This is a genomic window from Sphingomonas desiccabilis (assembly GCF_004135605.1).
Taxonomy (GTDB): domain Bacteria; phylum Pseudomonadota; class Alphaproteobacteria; order Sphingomonadales; family Sphingomonadaceae; genus Sphingomonas; species Sphingomonas desiccabilis.
In genome coordinates, this window is the sequence record NZ_SDPT01000002.1 from 822,976 (window position 1) to 842,446 (window position 19,471).

The window sequence follows — 19,471 nt, forward strand, 5'->3', positions numbered from 1 at the left end:
AGGGCCAAGCAGGATACCGGCCGTTGCGCCCGATACCGTGGGCTCCCGCCTGCGCGGGAGCACGGCGATGGCACCTGCGCAGCACCGCCCAGGCCCTTCATGCCACTTTCGTGCGGATGATGGTTCAAGCGGATCGAAAACTGCTCTAGAGCCGCGCCTGATTTTCACCACCGGAACGCCCATGACGCTGTACGCACGCTTTGCCGCCCATCTCGATGCCGCCCTCGATGCGCTGGTCGCGTCGGGCGACCTGCCCGAGGGGCTGGAACGACGCGCCGTCACGGTGGAGCCGCCCCGCGACGCGAGCCACGGCAATCTGTCGACCAACGCCGCGATGGTGCTGGCCAAGCCCGCGCGCACCAATCCGCGCGCGCTCGCCGAAAAGATCGCCGCCGAGCTCGGCAAGCTCGATGCCGTTGCCGAAGTCTCGGTGGCGGGCCCGGGCTTCATTAACCTGACGCTGACCGACGACACCTGGCGCGACGAGCTGCGCGGCATCATCCAGGCGGGCGGCGACTATGGCCGCTCGACGATGGGGGCGGGGACCACCGTCAACATCGAATATGTCTCGGCCAATCCCACCGGCCCGATGCACATGGGCCATTGCCGCGGCGCGGTGGTGGGCGACGCGCTCGCCAGCCTGCTCGAGTTCGTCGGGCACAAGGTGATCCGCGAATATTACGTCAACGACGCCGGCGGCCAGGTCGACGTGCTCGCCCGCTCGGCGCACCTGCGCTACCGCGAGGCGCTCGGCGAGACGATCGAGATCCCCGAGGGGCTCTACCCGGGCGACTATCTCAAGCCGATCGGCGAGAAGCTCGCAGCCGAGCACGGCGCCCGCTTCGTCGACGCGCCTGAAGGCGAGTGGCTCGCGATGTTCCGCCGCGAAGCCGTCGCCGCCATGCTGGTCATGATCAAGGACGATCTGGCGCTGCTCGGCATCCACCACGACCTGTTCTCGTCGGAAGCCGAGCTCCAGGCGGCCGGCAAGCCCGAGGCGGCCGAGGCGTGGCTGCGCGAGCGCGGCCTCGTCTACGACGGCGTGCTGGAAGCGCCCAAGGGCGAGACGCCCGAGGACTGGGAGCCGGTCGAGCTGCCGCTGTTCCGCTCGACCCAGTTCGGCGACGACCAGGATCGCCCGATCAAGAAGTCCAACGGCCAGTGGACCTATTTCGGCGCCGACCTCGCCTATCATTTCCAGAAGGCGCAGACCGCCGACCAGCTGATCGACATCTGGGGCGCCGACCACGCCGGCACCGTCAAGCGCATCGTCGCCGCGGTCCAGGCGCTGACCGAGGGCAAGACCCGCTTCGACGTGAAGCTCGTGCAGATGGTGCGCCTGCTGCGCGCGGGCGAGCCGGTGAAGATGTCCAAGCGCGCCGGCAACTTCGTGACGCTCGCAGACGTGGTGAAGGAAGTCGGCAAGGACGTCGTCCGCTTCACCATGCTGACCCGCAAGGCCGATGCCCAGATGGACTTCGACTTCGCCAAGGTTGTGGAGGCGTCGAAGGACAATCCGGTCTTCTACGTCCAGTACGCCCATGCGCGAGTCGCCTCGCTGCACCGGCGCGCGCGGGAGGCGGGGATCGAGTGCGACACTGTCGACCTGTCCCGGCTTGACACGACGGAGCTGCGTTTGGTGCAGCGTGCCGCCCAGTTCCCGCGCGTCGCGGAAGCCGCGGCGACGGCGCGCGAGCCGCATCGCATCGCCTTCTACCTCTATGATCTGGCGGCCGAATTCCACGCGGCCTGGAACATGGGCAACGACGATCCGTCGCGCCGCACGCTCCAGCCCGACGATCCGGCGCTCACCTGCGCGCGGCTTTTCCTCGCCGACGCAATCGGGCAGATCATCCGCAACGGGCTCGCCGTGATGGGCGTCGAGGCCGTCGAGGAGATGCATTGATGGCCGAACGGCTGGCGACGGGCATGCACGCACGCGACGAGGATCGCCTGCCGTGGCTTGAGAGCGTCGAGCCCCCGCCCGAGGCGACCGCCTCGCTGTGGCGGGTGCTGCTGCTCGTCCTGGTCGGCCTCGCCGTACTCGGCGGCGTCGTCTGGGCGGCGCTCAACTTCGGCGCGAACGTGACGGGCGGCGGCGGCAACGGCGCGATCATCACCGCTGAAAAGGGCCCGTACAAGGTGAAGCCCGACCAGCCCGGCGGCATGGAAGTGGAAGGCACCGGCGACACTGTCTTCGCCACCAGCGAAGGCCGGGACGCGGGCGCCGCAACGGTCGACCTGAGCAAGGTGCCCGAGGCGCCGGTCCTGGGCCAGGCGGCACCGGCACCAGCGCCCGCCGCGACCGTGTCCGAGGGTGCGCCCAAGGTGGTGGCAGCCGTTCCGGCCTCGGCCGGCCAGCTCCAGGCCCGGGCCCCCGCCCGCCAGGCGGCAGCGGCCCCGGTCCGCACGGCATCCGGCTCGGTGGTCCAGCTCGGCTCCTTCCCCCAGGCGAGCGTCGCCAACAGCAGCTGGCAGCGGCTCACCAAGCGCTTCGGCTATCTCGCCCCGCTCACCCCCTCGATCGAACAGGCCGAGGTGAACGGCAAGACCGTCTACCGGCTGCGCGTCGACGCGGGCGACGCTCCCAAGGCCGGCGAACTGTGCGGCAAGCTCAAGCTCGCCGGCGAAGGCTGCTACATCGCCCGTTGACCCGGGTCACGCGCGACAGTCTGCCTTCCTCGTCATGCTGACGAAGGTCCGCATCCAGACGCGCTGCGCTTGCGACTCCAGGCGTAGCGGCGATGGATCCTGATTTTCGTCAGGATGGCGAGAGGAGAAGTTGGTGTGACTTTCGCACCCGGCGCCTCGGCGGCTGCGCGCACTTCCCCCTGTTCTCTTCGCGGCCCCGAGCCGCTAGGCAGCGGCCATGAAGCCCGTGATCTTCGGCCTGTCCGGCCCCGCCCTCACCGACGACGAAGCCGCCTTCTTCCGTGAGGCCGAGCCGGCCGGCTTCATCCTGTTCGGCCGCAACGTCGTCGATCGCCCGCAGCTGCGCGCGCTGACGGATTCGTTGCGGACGCTCACCCGCCGCGACGACCTGCCGATCCTGATCGACCAGGAGGGCGGGGCGGTATCCCGCATGAAGCCGCCCGAGTGGCCGGCATTTCCCGCCGGCGCCGCCTTCGCACGGCTGTGGGACGTGGCGCCTGCCTCCGCGATCGAAGCGGCGCGCGCCAATGCCGAGGCGATCGGCCATACGCTTGCCGAGGTCGGCATCACCGTCGATTGCCTGCCGCTGCTCGACGTGCGCCAGCCCGACACCACCGCCGCCGTCGCCGAGCGCACCTATGGCGCCGATCCGCTGCAAGTGGCGGCGATCGGCCGCGCGGTGCTCGACGGCCTCGCCCGCGCCGGCGTGGTCGGCATCGTCAAGCACATGCCCGGCCACGGCCGCGCGGTGGTCGACAGCCACCTCGAGCTGCCGGTCGTCGATGCCGATGCCGCGGCACTCGATCGCGACATCGCACCGTTCCGCACGCTCGCGGGCGCGCCGATGGGGATGACCGCGCACGTCGTCTACCGCGCCTGGGACGCCGAACGCCCGGGCACCCTGTCGCCGACCGTGATCGGTGAGGTGATCCGTGGCCGCATCGGCTTCGACGGGCTGCTGATGACCGACGACATCGACATGAAGGCGCTGTCCGGCACCGCCGGCGAGAAGGCGGCGGCAGCGATCGAGGCCGGCTGCGACCTGGTGCTCGACTGCTGGGCGCGGATGGACGAGATGGTGGAGATCGCCGGGCGACTGGGAGAGATCGCGCCCGAAAGCCGCGCGAGACTGGACCGCGCCATGGCGAGCGTTACCCGCCCTGCCGAGGCGGCCGACATCGCTCCCCTGTTGGAAAAGCGCGACGCTCTCCTGGCCCTCGCCTGACGCAGACCCGCAGCTCCTTCGTCGTACCCCGGCGAAGGCCGGGGCCAGTTGGGATGGCGCGGTAAGGGAGCGCAGCCCCCGATAGCACACCCCAACTGGGGACCGGCTTCCGCCGGGGTACGAGGGTGTACGCTAAGTCACCCACCTGCGATCCTCGGACGCGGAGGACGCATCCCCCTCTGGCAATCCGCACGCCGACCCTGTCTAACACCCCCATGGAAACGGACGACACGCTGACGGTGGAGGTCGAGGGCTGGGAAGGCCCGCTCGACCTGCTGCTGGCGCTCGCCCGCACGCAGAAGGTCGACCTGCGCGAGATCTCGATCCTGAAGCTCGTCGAGCAGTATCTCGCCTATGTCGAGCAGGCGCGCGCGCTGAAGCTGGAGCTCGCCGCCGATTACCTCGTCATGGCCGCCTGGCTTGCCTTTCTCAAATCCGCGCTGCTGCTCCCCCGCGATCCGGAAGCGCAGCCGGACCCGGAAGAACTGGCGCTCCGCCTCCAACTCCGCCTCGAACGGCTGAACGCGATGCGCGAGGCCGGCGCCCGGCTGCTCGCGCGCGACCGCATCGGCCGCGACGTCTTCCCGCGCGGCGCGCCAGAGGGGCTGCGCGTGCTGCGCCAGACGATCTGGCAGGCCGAGATCTACGACCTCGTCGCCGCCTACGGCCGGGTGAGCGCGCGCACCCGCCCGGTGCTCCACATCGTCCAGCATCGCCCGGTGATGACGCTGGAGACCGCGATCGAGCGGGTGTCGGCGATGCTCGGCACCCAGGTCGACTGGACGGTGCTCGAACGCTTCCTGCCCGAGGATGCCGACACCGCCTTCCGCCGCTCCGCGCTTGCCTCCAGCTTCCTCGCCGCGCTCGAACTGGCGCGCCAGGGTAGGGTCGAGCTCGAGCAGAGCGCCCCCTTCGCACCGCTCCGCATCCGGGCGATCCGATGAGCACGGCACCCGACGAACTGGTGCGCGCGGTGGAGGCGGTGCTGTTCGCGGCCGACTCGCCGATGAGCGTCGCCGCGATCCGCGCCTATGTGGGGGAAGGGGCGGACGTGCCGCGCGCGCTCGACCAGCTCGTCGCCGACTACGCCGGCCGCGGCATCGCGCCCGTCCGCCGCGGCGACCGCTGGCATTTCGAGACCGCGCCCGATCTCGCCCGCTTCCTGCGCCGCGATCGCGAGGAGCCGCGCCGCCTGTCGCGTGCCGGCATCGAGACGCTGGCGATCATCGCCTATCACGAGCCGGTCACCCGCGCCGAGATCGAGGCGATTCGCGGCGTGCAGGTGGCCAAGGGCACCATCGACGTGCTGATGGAGGCGGGCTGGGTGCGTCCCGCCGGTCGCAGGGAAGTGCCGGGCCGGCCGCTCACCTATGCGACAACGCCCGAATTCCTGACCCATTTCGGTCTTCGCACGCGGCGCGATCTGCCGGGGATGGAGGACCTTCGCGCCGCCGGCCTGCTCGATCCGATCGACGTTGCCCTTGCGGGCGAACTAGAAAGCGGCGACGAGAGCGACTAAGTGAGCGCCAACGCGTAATGGAGAGTGACAATGGGCGGTCTTAGCATCTGGCATTGGCTGATCGTCGGGATCATCGTGCTCCTGCTGTTCGGCAAGGGCCGCTTTTCCGACATGATGGGCGACGTCGCCAAGGGACTGAAGAGCTTCAAGAAGGGCATGGCCGAGGAAGACGACGATCTTCCGCCCGCGCGCCCCTCGCGCCTGGAGCAGCGCAACGAGGTCACCCGCAGCCCGGACGGCGAAGTGGTCGCACCGCGTGAGCCGGCGCGCGACCCGGTTCGCGAGGCCGATCGTCCGCTCGACGACCGTTGATCCTGACCTTTGCGGGCGCGCCCGGCGCGCCCCTCGACGCGAACGGGCGCTGAATGTTCGATATCGCTCCGACCGAGCTGATGCTGGTGGCCGTGGTTGCGCTGCTGGTGATCGGCCCGAAGGACCTGCCCAAGGCAATGCGCTTCGTCGGCCACTGGGTCGGCAAGGCGCGCGGCGTCGCGCGCCAGTTCCGCTCCGGCTTCGATGCCATGGTGCGCGAGGCGGAACTCGCCGAGATGGAAAAGAAGTGGGCGGAGGAAAACGCCCGCATCCTGCGCGAGCATCCGGCGCTCCCGGCCGCGGACACCGCCAGCCCCGCCGCCCCTGAAGCGGACGCAGCGGACACGGCGCCGTTCCCCGAAAACGCGCAGGACGCGCCCGTCCTGGTCGAAAAGCCCCATGTCGAGCCGGCGGGTGAGGACGATCGCCCGGCACAGCCGCCGGCACTGGATGGAAAGGCGCCGTCGTGAGGGATATCGACGACAGCCAGGCACCGCTGCTCGACCATCTGATCGAGCTTCGCCAGCGCCTCATCTACTCGCTGATCGCGATCGCGATCGCGTTCGGCGCCTGCTTCTATTTCTCCGAACAGATCTTCGCTTTCCTGGTCCAGCCGCTGCTGGCGGCCGGGCAGAAGCGGATCATCTTCACTCAGATTTTCGAAGGCTTCTTCGTCCAGGTGAAGGTCGCCTTCTTCGCGGCGATGATGCTGTCCTTCCCCGTGATCGCGAACCAGCTGTGGCAGTTCGTCGCCCCGGGCCTCTACCGGTCGGAAAAGAGGGCGCTGTTCCCGTTCCTGCTCGCGACGCCGGTCTTGTTCCTGATGGGCGCGGCGCTCGCCTACTACGTCACCATTCCGGTCGCGCTGCACTTCCTGCTCGGCTACCAGGGCAATCTGGGCGGCGTGCAGCAGGAGGCGCTGCCCTCCGTCGCCAATTACCTGTCGTTCGTGATGCAGTTCCTGTTCGCGTTCGGCCTCGCGTTCCTGCTGCCGGTGCTGCTGATGCTGCTGGAGCTCGCCGGGATCGTCACGCGCACGCAGCTGGTAAGCGCCCGCCGCTACGCGATCGTCGCCGCCTTCGCGCTCTCGGCGGTGCTGACGCCTCCGGACGTCTGGTCGCAGATGCTGCTCGCGATTCCGCTGGTGCTGCTCTACGAGATCGCGCTGATCGGCATCTGGTTCACCGAGCGCAAGCGCGCCCGCAACGCCCCGCCCGAGGAAGAGGACGAGGCAAAGGCCTGAGCTGCCGGAAGGCGTTCCGCACACCTCCAGTACCCCGGCCATGGCCGGGGCCCAGCTGGGGGACGATCGCGAAGTGAGCAGCCCCCCGGAGGCGCCGCAACGGGGTGACCTCAGGTGACGGTGCCAACCGCGCCACCGTACCCCTGCGAAGGCAGGGATCCAGGGCCGAGCAGAGCAACGGCCGATGGCGTTCGGAACCCTGGGCTCCTGCCTGCGCAGGAGTATGGCTTCGGGAATATCCCTTGGCCTAGGGATCCGCGCGCAGATCCGCTTCGGCTCCCGCGGTTCGGCCCTTCAGGGCGCAGACAATGCCGCCGCCTTGTTGATCAGCGCGATGAAGCGCGCTTCGTCGATCGCGGCTTGCGGGTTGTTCCAGCTCGCCGCCATCGCCACCCAGCCGCCGGACCGGGCACGCATCAGCAGCGTCATGTTGACCACGCCGGGCTCCGACCCGCCCTTGTAGCCCACCCAGTCCCAGCGTGCGGCGTTCGCCGGCGCGATGCCGGGGTTCCTCGACAGCACCGCCCGCGCGTCCGCCCCGGCGGGCCCTTCGGTATTGCGCCGCAGCCAGTCCATCACCCGCAGCAGGTCGTCGGCGGAGGCGAACCACTCGATCGTCGCGATCCGGATCGGCTTGCGATCCTGGAACAGCGAGGCCGGGATCGTCGACACCGGTGCTTGCGCGACCGCTCCGTCCAGCAGCGCACGGCGGCCGTCGATATCCGCCGCCTCCCACCGCTGCCCGAGCGCACCGCCTTCCACACCCTTGAGCTTGAACGCCTCCAACGTGCCCAGGAACGGCGTATTGCGCCCACGCGCGTCGCGGATGCCGATCACCGGCAGCATGGCCTCCACCCTGTCGCGCCCCAGGGCGCGCAGCAGGATGTCGGTCGCCGAATTGTCGCTGACGGAGATCATCTGCGTCGCCAGCTCGCGCAGCGAAACGTGCGTCCCCGCTGGCCTGCCCGTATAGCCTCCGCCAGGAAGTGGGCTGCCGTCCAAGGCCACGGTGTCGTCCCACCCGCGCTCGCCGGCAGCCGTCGCCCGCACCAGCTCCGCCAGAATCACCAGCTTGAAGGTCGATCCGATCGCGAGCGGCGTGGCAGAATCGTGCGCCACCAGATGCACGGGGCCGCCGTCCTCCAGCCGCGCCAGCGCAAAGCCGGTCGCACCGGGCAACGCCCGGATCGCATCGACCACCGCCTGGACGCTCGCCTCCGGCGCCTCACGCGGTTCGCTGCCGGTGATGCGGAGGCCGGTCACCAGGTGCGGCGCCGCGGGATCGACCACAATCTGCCCGACCGCCGTTCCGCGCTCGAACCCGAGGCGGAAGTCGGCGACATGGGGCGTACGCGCCACCAGCGCCTCGAGGCGTGTCGGCTTGCCGAGACCCCCCGTCAGCTGGTCGCGCACCTGCCGGAATGCCGCCTCGGGGATCGCGGCCCGAAAGCTGGGCGCGAAATACCGGTCATAGGGGATGCTCCCCGCGATCGCCGCCCCCAGCGCCTCGGCCCGCTGCCGCAACTCCGACGACGCCGTCACCGCCAGCGCCTCAGGGGCAGGAGCGGGCGCTTCTTGCGCGGCGAGCGGCGTTCCGGATGCCAACGCGGTGGCCAGGGCGACGCGGCGCAGCAGGGGAGGCCGCATCTCAGTGTCCGTACCGCATCGTCCGGATCGTACCCGTCGCCTGCCCCATCGCCCGTCCCCTGAGAACTCCCGGGCGGGAGGCTATCAACCGGTCCCTTCGGCTGTCACGCGCTTTTCAGGCGTCGATGACTTCTTCGTCCAGCCGTGCCGCATTCTCCTGGATGAAGGCGAAGCGGTGGGCGGGATTATTGCCCATCAGCCGATCGACCAAGTCCTTCACCCCTGCGCGCTCCTCATATTCCTGGGGCAGGGTGATGCGGATCATCGAGCGCGTCTTGGGATCCATGGTGGTCTCGCGCAGTTGCATCGGGTTCATCTCGCCCAGGCCCTTGAAGCGCGCGACCTCGACCTTCTTGCCCTTGAACGCGGTGCGCTCCAGCTCGGCGCGATGCGCATCGTCGCGGGCGTACAGGCTCTTGGCCCCGACCGTCAGGCGATAGAGCGGCGGCTGCGCCAGATAGAGGTGCCCGCGCCGCACCAGATCCGGCATTTCCTGGAAGAAGAAGGTCATCAGCAGCGTCGCGATGTGCGCGCCGTCGACGTCCGCGTCGGTCATGATGACGATGCGCTCGTAGCGCAGCTGGCTGGGATCGCAGTCCTTGCGCGTGCCGCAGCCCATGGCGAGGATCAGGTCGGCGATCTCCTGGTTGGCCAGGATCTTGGCACTGGTAGCAGACGCCACGTTCAGGATCTTGCCGCGGATCGGCAGGATCGCCTGCGTCTTGCGGTCGCGCGCCTGCTTGGCAGAGCCGCCGGCCGAGTCGCCCTCGACGATGAACAGCTCGGTACCTGCGGGATCGTCGGCGGCGCAGTCGGTGAGCTTGCCCGGCAGGCGCAGCTTGCGGGCCGACGTCGCGGTCTTGCGCTTGACCTCGCGCTCCTGCTTGCGGCGCAGGCGCTCGTCCATCCGCTCCAGGACGTAGCCGAGCAGCGCGCGCCCGCGCTCCATGTTGTCGGAGAGATAATGGTCGAAATGGTCGCGCACCGCCTTTTCGACGAGCGCGGTGGCGTCGGGGGAGGTCAGCCGGTCCTTGGTCTGGCTCTGGAACTGCGGATCGCGGATGAACACCGACAGCATCACTTCGGACCCGGTGAGCACGTCGTCGGGCGTCAGGTCCTTGGCCTTTTTCTGCCCCACCAGCTCGCCGAAGCCGCGCAGGCCGCGCACCAGCGCCTGGCGCAGGCCCTGCTCGTGGGTGCCGCCGTCCGGCGTCGGGATGGTGTTGCAGTACCAGCTGTAGCTGCCGTCGCTCCACAGCGGCCAGGCGACCGCCCATTCGACCCGGCCCTGCGCGTCCGGGAACTCCTGCGCGCCGGCAAAGAAGTCGGACGTCGCGCACTCGCGCGCGCCGACCTGCTCGCGGAGGTGATCGGCGAGACCGCCGGGGAACTGGAACACCGCTTCGGCCGGCGTGTCGTCGGAGATCAGCGAGGGCGCACAGCGCCAGCGGATTTCCACGCCCGCGAACAGATACGCCTTGGAGCGGACCAGCTTGTGCAGCCGCGCTGGCTTGAACAGCATGTCGCCGAAGATCTCGGTGTCGGGCGTGAACGCGACGGAGGTGCCGCGCCGGTTGGGCGCCGCGCCGACCTTCTCGAGCGGCCCCAGCGTCTGCCCGCGGGCGAAGCGCTGGCGATACAGCTGCCGGTCGCGCGCCACCTCCACCACCGTGTCGGACGACAATGCGTTCACCACGCTGATGCCGACGCCGTGAAGGCCGCCCGAGGTCGCATAGGCCTTGCCGGTGAACTTGCCGCCCGAGTGCAGCGTCGAGAGGATCACCTCCAGCGCCGACTTATCGGGGAAGCGCGGGTGCGGGTCCACCGGGATGCCGCGGCCGTTGTCGACGATGGTCAGGCGATTGCCTTCCTCCAGCGTCACCTCGATGCGGTTGGCGTGGCCGGCGACGGCCTCGTCCATCGCATTGTCGAGCACTTCGGCCGCCAGGTGGTGCAGCGCGCGCTCGTCGGTGCCGCCGATGTACATGCCGGGCCGGCGGCGCACCGGCTCCAGCCCTTCGAGCACCTCGATCGACGAGGCGTCGTAGCTGTTGGTCGCGGTGGTGGAGGAGGGGGATGCGAACAGGTCTTCTGCCATGGAACAGCTATAGTACGCGGGGGACCCCAGCGCAAAGCACGCTGCCCATGTTCAGTGCCGGATCGCGTGGGCGAGCGCGAGGTGGAAGCCCTTGGGATCCTCGACCATCGGCGAGTGGCCAAGGGCGGGCAGCCGCACCAGCCGCGCGTTGGGGAAGGCCTTCACCGCGGTCTCCGCCGCCTGCGGCACCGTGCGCACCTTGGCTCGCACCGCTTCGGGCGCGGTGTTGGCGCGGAAGGCGGTCTTGTCGAGCTGCCCGATCAGGAGGGTGACCGGCACCGCCACGCGCGGCAGCTCGGCCGCGACCGGCTGCGTCTCGATCATGTCGGAAAGCCGCGCCTGGGCTTCGCGCACCGTGTCGCCCTCGGCGCTCGCATATTGGCCGGCGAGCATCGCCACCCAGCGGTCATAGGCCGGACGCCACTGGCCATGGTAATAGTTGCGCAGCTGATAGGCCTTGATCGAGCCGGCGTCGGTCTTCGCCTCCTCGGCGCGCAGGCCGTCGAGCGGCGTATAGGGCACGCCCTCCGCCAGCGTGTCGTTCAGGCCCAGCGGATTGACCAGCACCAGTTGCGACAGGCGCTTGGGGTAGAGCAGGGCGAAGCGGGTCGCGAGCACGCCGCCCGTCGAATGGCCGACCAGCACGACCCGCCCGGCACCCGCACGGTCGAGCAGCGCCGCCGTCAGGCTCGCCAGCGCGTGGAAGCTGTACTGGAAGCCCACTGGCTTGGACGATTTGCAGAAGCCGATCTGGTCGGGCGCGATCACGCGATAGCCGCGTGCGGCCAGGTCGCCGATCGTCTCGCCCCAGGTGGCCGCGCAGAAGTTCTTGCCGTGGAGCAGCACGACGGTGGTGCCGTTCGCGGCCGCAGTCGGGGCCACGTCCAGATAGGCCATGCGCACCGCCTCGTTCTGCGCGCGCGTCTCGAACCAGCGGACCGGATAGGGATAGTCGAACCGCTCCAGGTTCGCCCCGAAACCGGGTTTCGACTGGGCGAGGGCCGGGAACGGCGCTCCCGCCAGCGCCAGCGCGATCATCCAGCCTGCAGTTCGCATCCTCGCCTCCTCGCCGCCCCGTCAAAATGCGATCGCCCCGGAACGGGGTTCCAGGGCGATCCGTGTTTCGTGCTCTGCCTCAGCGGACGCGCGGGCCGCCATAGGGCAGCGGTGGCGGCGGGCGCCGGTCGCGGCGGGGCAGCTGCGCCTGATAGGCGTGGCCGCAATGCTCGACGCAGTACGGGAAGCCCGGGTTCACCTTGTCGCCGCAGAAGTGGAAGTCCGGCTCGCCCGGGTGGCCGATCGGCCACTTGCAGATGCGGTCGTTGAGGTCGAGCAGCGTGGTCTTGCCGGCGATTGCCTCGCTGGGGCGCGCCGGCACCAGGCGGCGCGGCGGGGCGGGCGTGATCGGCGCGCTGTTCTCGCCCGGGTTCTGGCGCAGGAAGCCGCCCGGGCCGACCGAACGCAGCGTCGGCTGGGGCCGCGATTCGGCTGCCGGTGCGGTGTCGTCCTCTTCGGCCGGTTCCGGCGCGGCAGCGCGCACCGGCTCGGGCGCGCGTACCGGCTCCGGCTTCACCGGTTCGGGAGCAGGCGGCGGCGACGCTTCGACTCGCTTGGGCGCCGGCGGCTCGGCCGGCGCGGCCACGGGCGCGGCCGGGGCTGCTGCGGCGGCCTTCTTGGCTTCCGGATCATTGGCGCGAACGGGCGAAGGACGCGACTGCAGCCCCAGCCGATGGGCCTTGCCGATCACCGCATTGCGGCTGATCCCGCCCAGCTCTTCCGCGATCTGGCTCGCCGTCTGCCCGGCTTCCCACATCTTGGTCAGCGTGGCGATGCGTTCCTCGGTCCAACTCATTCGTCGTCGTTCCCCACTCGGTTCCGGTGCGGGTTGCGGCCCGCGGCGCCAGCGACTAGGCGGCACCCATGGCCGATCAGCCCCTCGCATCCGAAAACAGGATTTCCGACCCCGGTGTTCCGGTTATCCGGAACGTCAACTGGGGCGGCTTGCGTGCGCTCTATATCAAGGAGGTGCGCCGTTTCTTCAAGGTGCAGCTCCAGACGATCTGGGCACCGGCCGTGCAGACCCTCCTGTACCTCGTGGTGTTCACCACCGCGCTGGGGGCACGCGGGGCGGTTCCGGTCGGCGGCGGCACCGTCGCCTTTGCCGATTTCCTGGCCCCCGGCCTGATCGTCATGGGCATGCTCACCAACGCCTATGCCAACGCCAGCTTCTCGCTGCTGGTCGGCAAGATGCAGGGCACGATCGTCGACTATCTGATGCCGCCGCTCTCGACCGGCGAGCTGCTCGCGGCGCTGACCGGCGGCGCGGTCACGCGCGCGTTCCTGGTGGGCGGCGCGGTCTGGCTGGCGATGGCGCTGTGGCCGGGCGTGCACGTCACCCCGCAGCATCTCTGGGCGATCCTGTGGTTCGGCTTCCTCGGTTCGGTGTTCCTGGCGCTGGTGGGCGTGCTCACCTCGATCTGGGCGGAGAAGTTCGACCATGCCGCCGCGGTCCAGAACTTCGTGGTGGGCCCGCTCACGCTCCTGTCCGGCACCTTCTATTCGGTCGAGCGTCTGTCGCCGACCTTCCAGGCGATCAGCCACGCCAACCCCTTCTTCTACATCATCTCGGGCTTTCGCTACGGCTTCATCGGCGCTGCCGATTCGCCCGTGCTGCTCGGCAGCCTGGTGATCCTGGGGGTGGACGTGCTGCTCGCCATCATCGCCTACCGGCTGCTCGCGACCGGCTGGAAGACCAAGAGCTGACGCCCGTGCGCCAGCCTTGGTGTTGACCGGCCTCGCCGGTCGCGCGTAAAGCATCGGAAGGGCGGCCTGGCTGGGCCGCCCTTTCGCGTTTCTGGAGCTTTTTCCACCTAGCCTGAAGGAGGCAGTTCGATGTCGATCACCGCGCTCATGCCCGTTTACCCACGGTGCGGCGTGCGCCCGGTGCGAGGCGAGGGCTGCTATCTCTTCAGCGAAGACGGCACCCGCTACCTCGACTTCGCGGCCGGCATCGCGGTGAACGCGCTCGGGCACGGCCACCCGCATCTGGTGAAGGCGATCGCCGACCAGGCGGCGACGCTGATGCACGTCTCCAACCTCTACGGCAGCCCGCAGGGGGAGGCGCTGGCGCAGCGTATCGTCGACAACAGCTTTGCCGACACGGTGTTCTTCACCAACTCGGGTGCCGAGGCGGTGGAGTGCGCGATCAAGACCGCGCGCCGCTATCACTACGCCAACGGCAATCCTGAGCGGCACAAGCTCATCACCTTCCAGAATGCCTTCCACGGGCGCACGCTCGGCGCGATCTCCGCGACCGACCAGCCCAAGATGCGCGACGGGTTCGAGCCGCTGTTGCCCGGCTTCGACTATGTGCCCTTCAACGACCTGGAGGGCGCGCTCGCCAGGATCGATGACGAGACCGCCGGCTTCCTGGTCGAGACCGTCCAGGGCGAGGGCGGGCTGATGGCCGCCACGCCGGAGTTCCTCCAGGGCCTGCGCAAGGCGTGCGACGAGCACGGCCTGTTGCTGGTGCTGGACGAGGTGCAGTGCGGCTATGGCCGCACCGGCACCTTCTTCGCGCACGAGCAATATGGTGTCCGGCCCGACATCATGTCGGTGGCCAAGGGCATCGGCGGCGGCTTCCCGCTCGGCGCCTGTCTTGCGACCGAGGAAGCGGCCAAGGGCATGGTGTTCGGCACCCATGGTTCGACCTATGGCGGCAACCCGCTTGCGATGGCGGCAGGCCAGGCCGTGCTCGACGTGATGCTGGAGCCCGGCTTCCTCGATCATGTGAAGGCGATGGGCGAGCGCCTGCGCTCGGCCCTCGAGCAGATGATCCCCAACCACGACCATCTCTTCGAGGAGGTTCGCGGCAAGGGGCTGATGCTCGGCATCAAGCTCAAGGCCGATGCGCGCGAGTTCGTGGCGCACCTGCGCGACAACCACCAGCTGCTGACCGTCTCGGCCGGCGGCAACGTGGTGCGCGTGCTGCCGCCGCTGGTGATCGACGAGCGCCACATCGCCGAGGCGGTGGAAAAGCTCTCCGCCGGCGCGCGCACCTTCGTGCCCGTCGCCGACGATTGATCCGCACCGCCTGAATACCGTTCCCTCCGCTCCGCCGGTCCGCCTCGTTCCGAGTGCGGCCGTCGGGCGCGGCAGCCAAGGGCCTTTGCCATGACCCAGACCCGCCACTTCCTCGACCTCTCCTCCGCCGGTGCCGACGGCGTCGCCGCGATGCTCGCGGACGCCCTCGATCGCAAGCAGGCCCGCGCCGGCTTTCCCAAGGGGCGTCCGGACGCCGATGCGCCGCTCGCCGGCCACACGCTTGCGATGGTGTTCGAGAAATCCTCCACCCGCACCCGGGTGTCGTTCGACATGGCGATGCGCCAGCTGGGCGGCAGCGCGGTGATCCTCGACAGCGGCACCAGCCAGCTCGGCCGGGGCGAGACGGTCGCCGACACCGCGCGCGTGCTCTCGGGCTATTGCGACGCCATCATGGTGCGCACCGACGACCATGCGAAGCTGGAGGAGATGGCGGCCTATGCGACCGTGCCCGTCATCAACGGCCTTACCGACGATTCGCACCCCTGCCAGATCATGGCCGACCTGTTGACCGTGATCGAAGCGGGCAAGGCGCTGCCGGGCAGCAAATGGGCCTGGCTGGGCGACGGCAACAATGTGCTCCACTCGATCATCGAGGCGGGCGCGCTGATGCACTTCGACGTGGTCGCCGCCTGTCCGGAGGGGTTCGACCCGGCGCCGCAGGTGCTGGAGGCGGCGGGCGCCCGCGCGCGCGTCTGCCGCGATCCGCTGGAGGCGGTGGCCGGCGCCGACGTGATCGTCACCGATACCTGGATCTCGATGGGCCAGGCCCATGCCGACGCGAAGCTCGCGGCCATGGCGCCCTTCCAGGTGACCGAGGCGCTGATGGCCGCGGCCAAGCCGGACGCGAAGTTCCTCCACTGCCTGCCGGCGCACCGCGGGGAGGAAGTGGTGCCGGAAGTGATCGACGGCCCGCAATCGCTGATCTGGCCGGAAGCCGCGAACCGCCTCCACGCGCAGAAGTCGGTGCTGCGCTGGTGCTTCGGCCAGGTCGGCTGAGCGGCCCGCATTCATCACCGTTCGTGCTGAGTAGGGGCTGAGCTTGTCGAATCTCCGTATCGAAGCATCCTTCGATACGCCAATTCGACTTCAGCCAATGGCACCTCAGGACGAGCGGCGGAGATGAACGTCTTCGGCTCCCGGTAGGAAGACTAGCCGCAGTTGCCGAACGCGCGCGGCTTCCTATCTCTGTTCCACACCACCGAGCGCCGTTCGCCCCCTCACCGGGGCCGCTCTTCTTCTCCCATGCGGGCGGAAGGGGAAGGGCAGGGCTCGGACAGGCTCAGCCCGAACGGTAGACACCATGCAGGAACCCACCGCCACCGATCTCGACCGCGCGATCGGCTTCACCATTCCCGACCGCGACGCACGCGGCCGCATCACCCGGCTGGGGCCGGTGCTCGATTCGATCCTTTCCGCGCACGCCTATCCGCCGGCGATCGAGACGCTGCTGGCCGAGGCGCTGGCGCTCACCGCGCTGCTCGGCTCGACGCTGAAGGGCGAGGAGGGGCAGCTCACGCTCCAGGCGCAGACCCAGAACGGCGTCGTCCGGCTGATGGTCTGCGACTTCAAGGCCGGGGAGCTGCGCGGCTATGTGGACTATGACGCCGAGCGCCTGGCGGCGCTGCCGGAGGCGCCGTCGCTGTTCGCGCTGTTCGGCAACGGCTATCTGGCGATCACCTTCGACCAGGCGGTGACCGGCGAGCGCTACCAGGGCATCGTGCCCCTGGACGGCGAGTCGCTGGCCGATGCTGCGCAGAGCTACTTCCTCCAGTCGGAGCAGATCCCGAGCCTGGTGCGCCTGGGCGTCGGTCGCGATGCCGCCGGCCGTCCGGTTGCGGGCGGGCTGTTCCTGCAGCACTTGCCCGATGGCGAGGAGGGGCGCGATCGGATCCACACCCGGCTCGATCATCCGCAGTGGCAGCATGTCGAGGCACTCGGCGCCACCATGGGTGCGGACGAGCTCACCGACCCGGCGCTTGCGCTGGAGACGCTGGTCTGGCGCCTGTTCAACGAGGAGCGCGAGGTGCTGGTGCAGGGAAGCACGGCGATGAGCCGGGGTTGCCGCTGCGATGTGACCTACATCCAGCAGGTGCTGTCGGGCTTCCCGGAGGAGGAGCGGCGCGAGATGGCCGACGAGAACGGCCTGATCACCGTCGACTGCGCCTTTTGCGCCACCAAGTTCCCGGTGCCGTTCGAGGCGGCGCTCTCCTGACGTTGCATCCCCGGCAGGCAGCCCCCACATGCGCGGCGGGGGCTGCCGCGCTGCGGCAAACGGAAGGTGAGACATGAGGGGTGGGGGCGCAACGCGCGCCGTTCTGGCCGCAGTGGTGGCGATGCTTGGCGCGGCATCTGCCGTAGCCGTCGCTCCCGGCTCCGGGCTGAAGGCGACAGCTTCGATCGAACCGGGCCTGTGGCAGGTCCGGGAACGGGGTGCAAAGTCCGGAGGGCGCAATCTCTGCGTCCGCGATGTCGGCGCGCTTATCCAGCTCCGTCACGGCAGCGCGCAATGCTCGCGATTCGTGATCGACGACGGCGCCAGCCGCGCCACGGTGCACTACACCTGCCCGGGTGCCGGCCATGGCCGCACCACGATCACCGTCAACACCTCGCACGCGATGACGGTCGAGACCCAGGGCATCGCCGACGGCTTGCCGTTTCAGGATGAATATTGGGTTCGCCGCCTGGGCAGCTGCAGGAACGGTCGCGGTCGTTAAGGCTGGGTTTATGCTGGCCGTTCTAGGCATGGGACAGCCGAAATGCGGCGCATGTTCCCCTAACGACATGATCCTCGGGCCGCTCTTCAGCGGCCCGTTCTTTGTGCGCCCGCGCGTGCCGGCATCCCGCCCACACCCGCCGAACCCTCCCTTTGCTCTACGTAGTACTACGTACGCAATTCAACCGAGCCCGGCCACGTGCGGTCGTTTGCGGCATGGCGTCTTTTTGCAGCGCAGCGTATAGGAGTCGCGCTTTGCTGCGCTCCGTCGCGGCCACGGGCTTTGGGGGGCGAAGCAGATAGCAGGGGAGAGTCGGGAGACGATCCGTGGGTTGGCTATGCAAGGTGATGGGCCACAAGCACGCCAAACGTGTGTGGCACGACGGGATCGACTTTCGTGCCCGGTGCGTGCGCTGTGGCGACGGAATGCTCCGCGACGACATCCGGGGCGAATGGCGGCTCTTCGACCCGGTCCAGGACGCCGATCCCTCCCGCATGGAAAAACCGGAACGCCAGTCCCGCACGGGGTGAGATCGGCGCGCCATCCAGGCGTCAGCCGCGCGGCGCCCGGCCCGCGAAGCTGACCAGGCTCTCGCTGCCGTCCTTGGCCAGCGCCGACACGCCGACGAAATGGTCGTCGACGATCACGCCCTTCAGCACATGGCTGGTGCCCGTCACGTCCACCTTGTCCGTCCAGTCCTGGCGATCGTTGCCGCGCCAGCGGATGCGGTAGCCGGCCGCGCCTGCGACCGGCTGCCAGCGCACCGTCGTGTCGGTGCTGAGCGCGCCCGCGATCGTCACCCCCTCGGGCGCGGCCGGTGCCGCCGCCAGCCGCGCGAGCGTCGCCACGTTCAGCGCCGTCACCCTGGCGAGATAGGGGAAGTCCATCCGATCGAGCGTGTCGCCATAGACGCGGCCGTTTTCGGTGCGCAGGTCCTGGTGCTGGGCGTCGTAGTTCTCGACGCCGACCGAGAAGCGCACCGCGGGATAGCCGAGCTTCAGGAACGGCTCGTGGTCGCCGCCGCGCCCGAAGCGATCTGGGCGCCGTTCCAGCACCGCGTCGACGCCGCCCGGCAGCGCGCCCGCCAGCCCATCGATCGCCTTGGCCAGCGCGCGGCTGGGGCCGTCGTCCTCGCCGCCGGCGGCGCGGCGCGCGATCTGCTGCTCCAGCGACTCGGAACTGCGGATGCCTTCGGAGAACACCCGCACCCGATCCGCGACTCGCCGCCCGTCGAGGCCGATCGTGTTGCCGACGATGTCGTTGTTGAGCACCGCGCTCACCGTCCAGCCGCGTTCGCGCGCGGTGTCGGCGAGCAGCTCGCCGCCCCACAGCCCCTGTTCCTCGCCCGACAGCGCCGCATAGACGATGGTCGCGTCGAACTTCTCCTTGGACAGGATCCGCGCCGCCTCCAGCACCAGCGCCACGCCCGAGGCGTCGTCGTTGGCGCCCGGCGCGTCGCTGGTCACGTCCATGACATCCGTAACGCGGCTGTCGATATGCCCCATCACGATCACCACCCGCTTGGGATCGCGTCCCTGCTGGAAGCCGAGCACGTCGACGATCTGCACGCCGTTTGGCGCGCGCGGGCCGGTGAAGCCGCGGGCGATGTTCGCGACCTCGATGCAGCCGCCGCACGCCTCGCCGATCCGGCCCATCTCGTTCGCGAACCAGCGTCGCGCCGCGCCGATGCCGCGAACCGGGTCGTCGGGCGAGGACAGCGTGTGGCGGGTGCCGAACGACACCAGCTTCTCGACATCGGCCTTCATCCGCTCGGGCCTGGGCGCCTCCCGCGCGGCAGCGGGGGTGGCGAGGGCGAGCAGCGGCAGCAGGAGAAGGGTTCGCATCTGCACGATCATGCCGGTCCGGCCAGATGCACTCAAGCGACTTCGGATGCACGCGATCCAGCAGCGGGCAACCCGGAGCGGTAAATGCTGCGGTGCGCTACAACTATGCCTCG

General features: G+C 69.5%; 18 protein-coding genes. 13 read left to right on the forward strand and 5 right to left on the reverse strand.

Features of this window, described 5'->3' with window-relative positions:
- Positions 1 to 181 precede the first annotated feature (181 nt).
- The 8 genes from argS (at position 182) to tatC (ending at position 6,951) form a co-directional block, all read left to right on the forward strand.
- Positions 182 to 1,906, forward strand: a complete 1,725-nt coding sequence (gene argS / locus EO081_RS11980; RefSeq protein WP_129342130.1) for an arginine--tRNA ligase — start codon at positions 182 to 184, stop codon at positions 1,904 to 1,906.
- Positions 1,906 to 2,652: an SPOR domain-containing protein gene (locus EO081_RS11985; RefSeq protein ID WP_129342131.1), complete on the forward strand. Its 747-nt coding sequence runs from the start codon at positions 1,906 to 1,908 to the stop codon at positions 2,650 to 2,652. Before argS ends, EO081_RS11985 begins: the two co-directional genes overlap by 1 nt.
- 217 nt (positions 2,653 to 2,869) lie before the next feature.
- The gene (gene nagZ / locus EO081_RS11990) at positions 2,870 to 3,877 is read left to right on the forward strand and encodes a beta-N-acetylhexosaminidase (RefSeq protein ID WP_129342132.1); all 1,008 of its coding nucleotides are present in this window, start codon (positions 2,870 to 2,872) and stop codon (positions 3,875 to 3,877) included.
- A 215-nt stretch (positions 3,878 to 4,092) separates the two neighbouring features.
- Positions 4,093 to 4,821, forward strand: a complete 729-nt coding sequence (locus EO081_RS11995) for a segregation and condensation protein A (RefSeq protein ID WP_129342133.1) — start codon at positions 4,093 to 4,095, stop codon at positions 4,819 to 4,821.
- Positions 4,818 to 5,396: an SMC-Scp complex subunit ScpB gene (gene scpB, locus EO081_RS12000; RefSeq protein WP_129342134.1), complete on the forward strand. Its 579-nt coding sequence runs from the start codon at positions 4,818 to 4,820 to the stop codon at positions 5,394 to 5,396. The genes EO081_RS11995 and scpB overlap by 4 nt, the downstream gene beginning before the upstream one ends.
- A gap of 30 nt (positions 5,397 to 5,426) precedes the next feature.
- On the forward strand, positions 5,427 to 5,708 hold the full coding sequence (locus tag EO081_RS12005; protein ID WP_129342135.1) for a twin-arginine translocase TatA/TatE family subunit: 282 nt from the start codon (positions 5,427 to 5,429) through the stop codon (positions 5,706 to 5,708).
- A gap of 53 nt (positions 5,709 to 5,761) precedes the next feature.
- Positions 5,762 to 6,178: a Sec-independent protein translocase protein TatB gene (tatB, locus tag EO081_RS12010; RefSeq protein WP_129342136.1), complete on the forward strand. Its 417-nt coding sequence runs from the start codon at positions 5,762 to 5,764 to the stop codon at positions 6,176 to 6,178.
- The gene (gene tatC, locus EO081_RS12015; protein WP_129342137.1) at positions 6,175 to 6,951 is read left to right on the forward strand and encodes a twin-arginine translocase subunit TatC; all 777 of its coding nucleotides are present in this window, start codon (positions 6,175 to 6,177) and stop codon (positions 6,949 to 6,951) included. The genes tatB and tatC overlap by 4 nt, the downstream gene beginning before the upstream one ends.
- 294 nt (positions 6,952 to 7,245) lie before the next feature.
- On the opposite strand, the gene EO081_RS12020 is transcribed toward tatC, so the two are convergent.
- The 4 genes from EO081_RS12020 to EO081_RS12035 all read right to left on the reverse strand — a co-directional run bounded on the left by EO081_RS12020 (position 7,246) and on the right by EO081_RS12035 (position 12,548).
- Positions 7,246 to 8,598, reverse strand: a complete 1,353-nt coding sequence (locus tag EO081_RS12020; RefSeq protein ID WP_129342138.1) for a serine hydrolase — start codon at positions 8,596 to 8,598, stop codon at positions 7,246 to 7,248.
- Positions 8,599 to 8,713: 115 nt separating this feature from the next.
- On the reverse strand, positions 8,714 to 10,696 hold the full coding sequence (parE, locus tag EO081_RS12025; protein WP_129342139.1) for a DNA topoisomerase IV subunit B: 1,983 nt from the start codon (positions 10,694 to 10,696) through the stop codon (positions 8,714 to 8,716).
- Between the two features lie 51 nt (positions 10,697 to 10,747).
- Entirely contained in the window at positions 10,748 to 11,752 is a 1,005-nt protein-coding gene (locus EO081_RS12030; protein WP_129342140.1) for an alpha/beta fold hydrolase, read from the reverse strand.
- Between the two features lie 79 nt (positions 11,753 to 11,831).
- Positions 11,832 to 12,548, reverse strand: coding sequence for a GcrA family cell cycle regulator (locus tag EO081_RS12035; RefSeq protein ID WP_129342141.1), 717 nt, complete (start codon positions 12,546 to 12,548; stop codon positions 11,832 to 11,834).
- 68 nt (positions 12,549 to 12,616) lie between these two features.
- Between EO081_RS12035 and EO081_RS12040 the strand changes: the two genes are divergently transcribed.
- From EO081_RS12040 to EO081_RS12060, 5 genes are all read left to right on the forward strand, one after another.
- Positions 12,617 to 13,459, forward strand: coding sequence for an ABC transporter permease (locus tag EO081_RS12040; RefSeq protein ID WP_129342142.1), 843 nt, complete (start codon positions 12,617 to 12,619; stop codon positions 13,457 to 13,459).
- Between the two features lie 129 nt (positions 13,460 to 13,588).
- On the forward strand, positions 13,589 to 14,779 hold the full coding sequence (locus tag EO081_RS12045; protein WP_129342143.1) for an aspartate aminotransferase family protein: 1,191 nt from the start codon (positions 13,589 to 13,591) through the stop codon (positions 14,777 to 14,779).
- Positions 14,780 to 14,869: 90 nt separating this feature from the next.
- Positions 14,870 to 15,796: an ornithine carbamoyltransferase gene (argF, locus tag EO081_RS12050; RefSeq protein ID WP_129342144.1), complete on the forward strand. Its 927-nt coding sequence runs from the start codon at positions 14,870 to 14,872 to the stop codon at positions 15,794 to 15,796.
- Between the two features lie 304 nt (positions 15,797 to 16,100).
- Positions 16,101 to 17,012, forward strand: coding sequence for an Hsp33 family molecular chaperone HslO (locus EO081_RS12055; RefSeq protein ID WP_129342145.1), 912 nt, complete (start codon positions 16,101 to 16,103; stop codon positions 17,010 to 17,012).
- 73 nt (positions 17,013 to 17,085) lie between these two features.
- A complete protein-coding gene (locus EO081_RS12060; RefSeq protein WP_129342146.1) occupies positions 17,086 to 17,514 on the forward strand; it encodes a DUF3617 domain-containing protein in 429 nt (142 codons plus the stop codon).
- A gap of 551 nt (positions 17,515 to 18,065) precedes the next feature.
- On the opposite strand, the gene EO081_RS12065 is transcribed toward EO081_RS12060, so the two are convergent.
- Positions 18,066 to 19,358: a M20/M25/M40 family metallo-hydrolase gene (locus EO081_RS12065; RefSeq protein WP_129342147.1), complete on the reverse strand. Its 1,293-nt coding sequence runs from the start codon at positions 19,356 to 19,358 to the stop codon at positions 18,066 to 18,068.
- Positions 19,359 to 19,471 lie beyond the last annotated feature (113 nt).

What these genes read in the sequence shown, in the direction of transcription:
- argS (WP_129342130.1), top strand. Translation starts at nt 182, where the DNA reads ATGACGCTGTACGCACGCTTTGCCGCCCATCTCGATGCCGCCCTCGAT.
- EO081_RS11985 (WP_129342131.1), top strand. Translation starts at nt 1,906, where the DNA reads ATGGCCGAACGGCTGGCGACGGGCATGCACGCACGCGACGAGGATCGC.
- nagZ (WP_129342132.1), top strand. Translation starts at nt 2,870, where the DNA reads ATGAAGCCCGTGATCTTCGGCCTGTCCGGCCCCGCCCTCACCGACGAC.
- EO081_RS11995 (WP_129342133.1), top strand. Translation starts at nt 4,093, where the DNA reads ATGGAAACGGACGACACGCTGACGGTGGAGGTCGAGGGCTGGGAAGGC.
- scpB (WP_129342134.1), top strand. Translation starts at nt 4,818, where the DNA reads ATGAGCACGGCACCCGACGAACTGGTGCGCGCGGTGGAGGCGGTGCTG.
- EO081_RS12005 (WP_129342135.1), top strand. Translation starts at nt 5,427, where the DNA reads ATGGGCGGTCTTAGCATCTGGCATTGGCTGATCGTCGGGATCATCGTG.
- tatB (WP_129342136.1), top strand. Translation starts at nt 5,762, where the DNA reads ATGTTCGATATCGCTCCGACCGAGCTGATGCTGGTGGCCGTGGTTGCG.
- EO081_RS12020 (WP_129342138.1), bottom strand. Translation starts at nt 8,598, where the DNA reads ATGCGGCCTCCCCTGCTGCGCCGCGTCGCCCTGGCCACCGCGTTGGCA.
- parE (WP_129342139.1), bottom strand. Translation starts at nt 10,696, where the DNA reads ATGGCAGAAGACCTGTTCGCATCCCCCTCCTCCACCACCGCGACCAAC.
- EO081_RS12030 (WP_129342140.1), bottom strand. Translation starts at nt 11,752, where the DNA reads ATGCGAACTGCAGGCTGGATGATCGCGCTGGCGCTGGCGGGAGCGCCG.
- EO081_RS12035 (WP_129342141.1), bottom strand. Translation starts at nt 12,548, where the DNA reads ATGAGTTGGACCGAGGAACGCATCGCCACGCTGACCAAGATGTGGGAA.
- EO081_RS12040 (WP_129342142.1), top strand. Translation starts at nt 12,617, where the DNA reads ATGGCCGATCAGCCCCTCGCATCCGAAAACAGGATTTCCGACCCCGGT.
- EO081_RS12045 (WP_129342143.1), top strand. Translation starts at nt 13,589, where the DNA reads ATGTCGATCACCGCGCTCATGCCCGTTTACCCACGGTGCGGCGTGCGC.
- argF (WP_129342144.1), top strand. Translation starts at nt 14,870, where the DNA reads ATGACCCAGACCCGCCACTTCCTCGACCTCTCCTCCGCCGGTGCCGAC.
- EO081_RS12055 (WP_129342145.1), top strand. Translation starts at nt 16,101, where the DNA reads ATGCAGGAACCCACCGCCACCGATCTCGACCGCGCGATCGGCTTCACC.
- EO081_RS12060 (WP_129342146.1), top strand. Translation starts at nt 17,086, where the DNA reads ATGAGGGGTGGGGGCGCAACGCGCGCCGTTCTGGCCGCAGTGGTGGCG.
- EO081_RS12065 (WP_129342147.1), bottom strand. Translation starts at nt 19,358, where the DNA reads ATGCGAACCCTTCTCCTGCTGCCGCTGCTCGCCCTCGCCACCCCCGCT.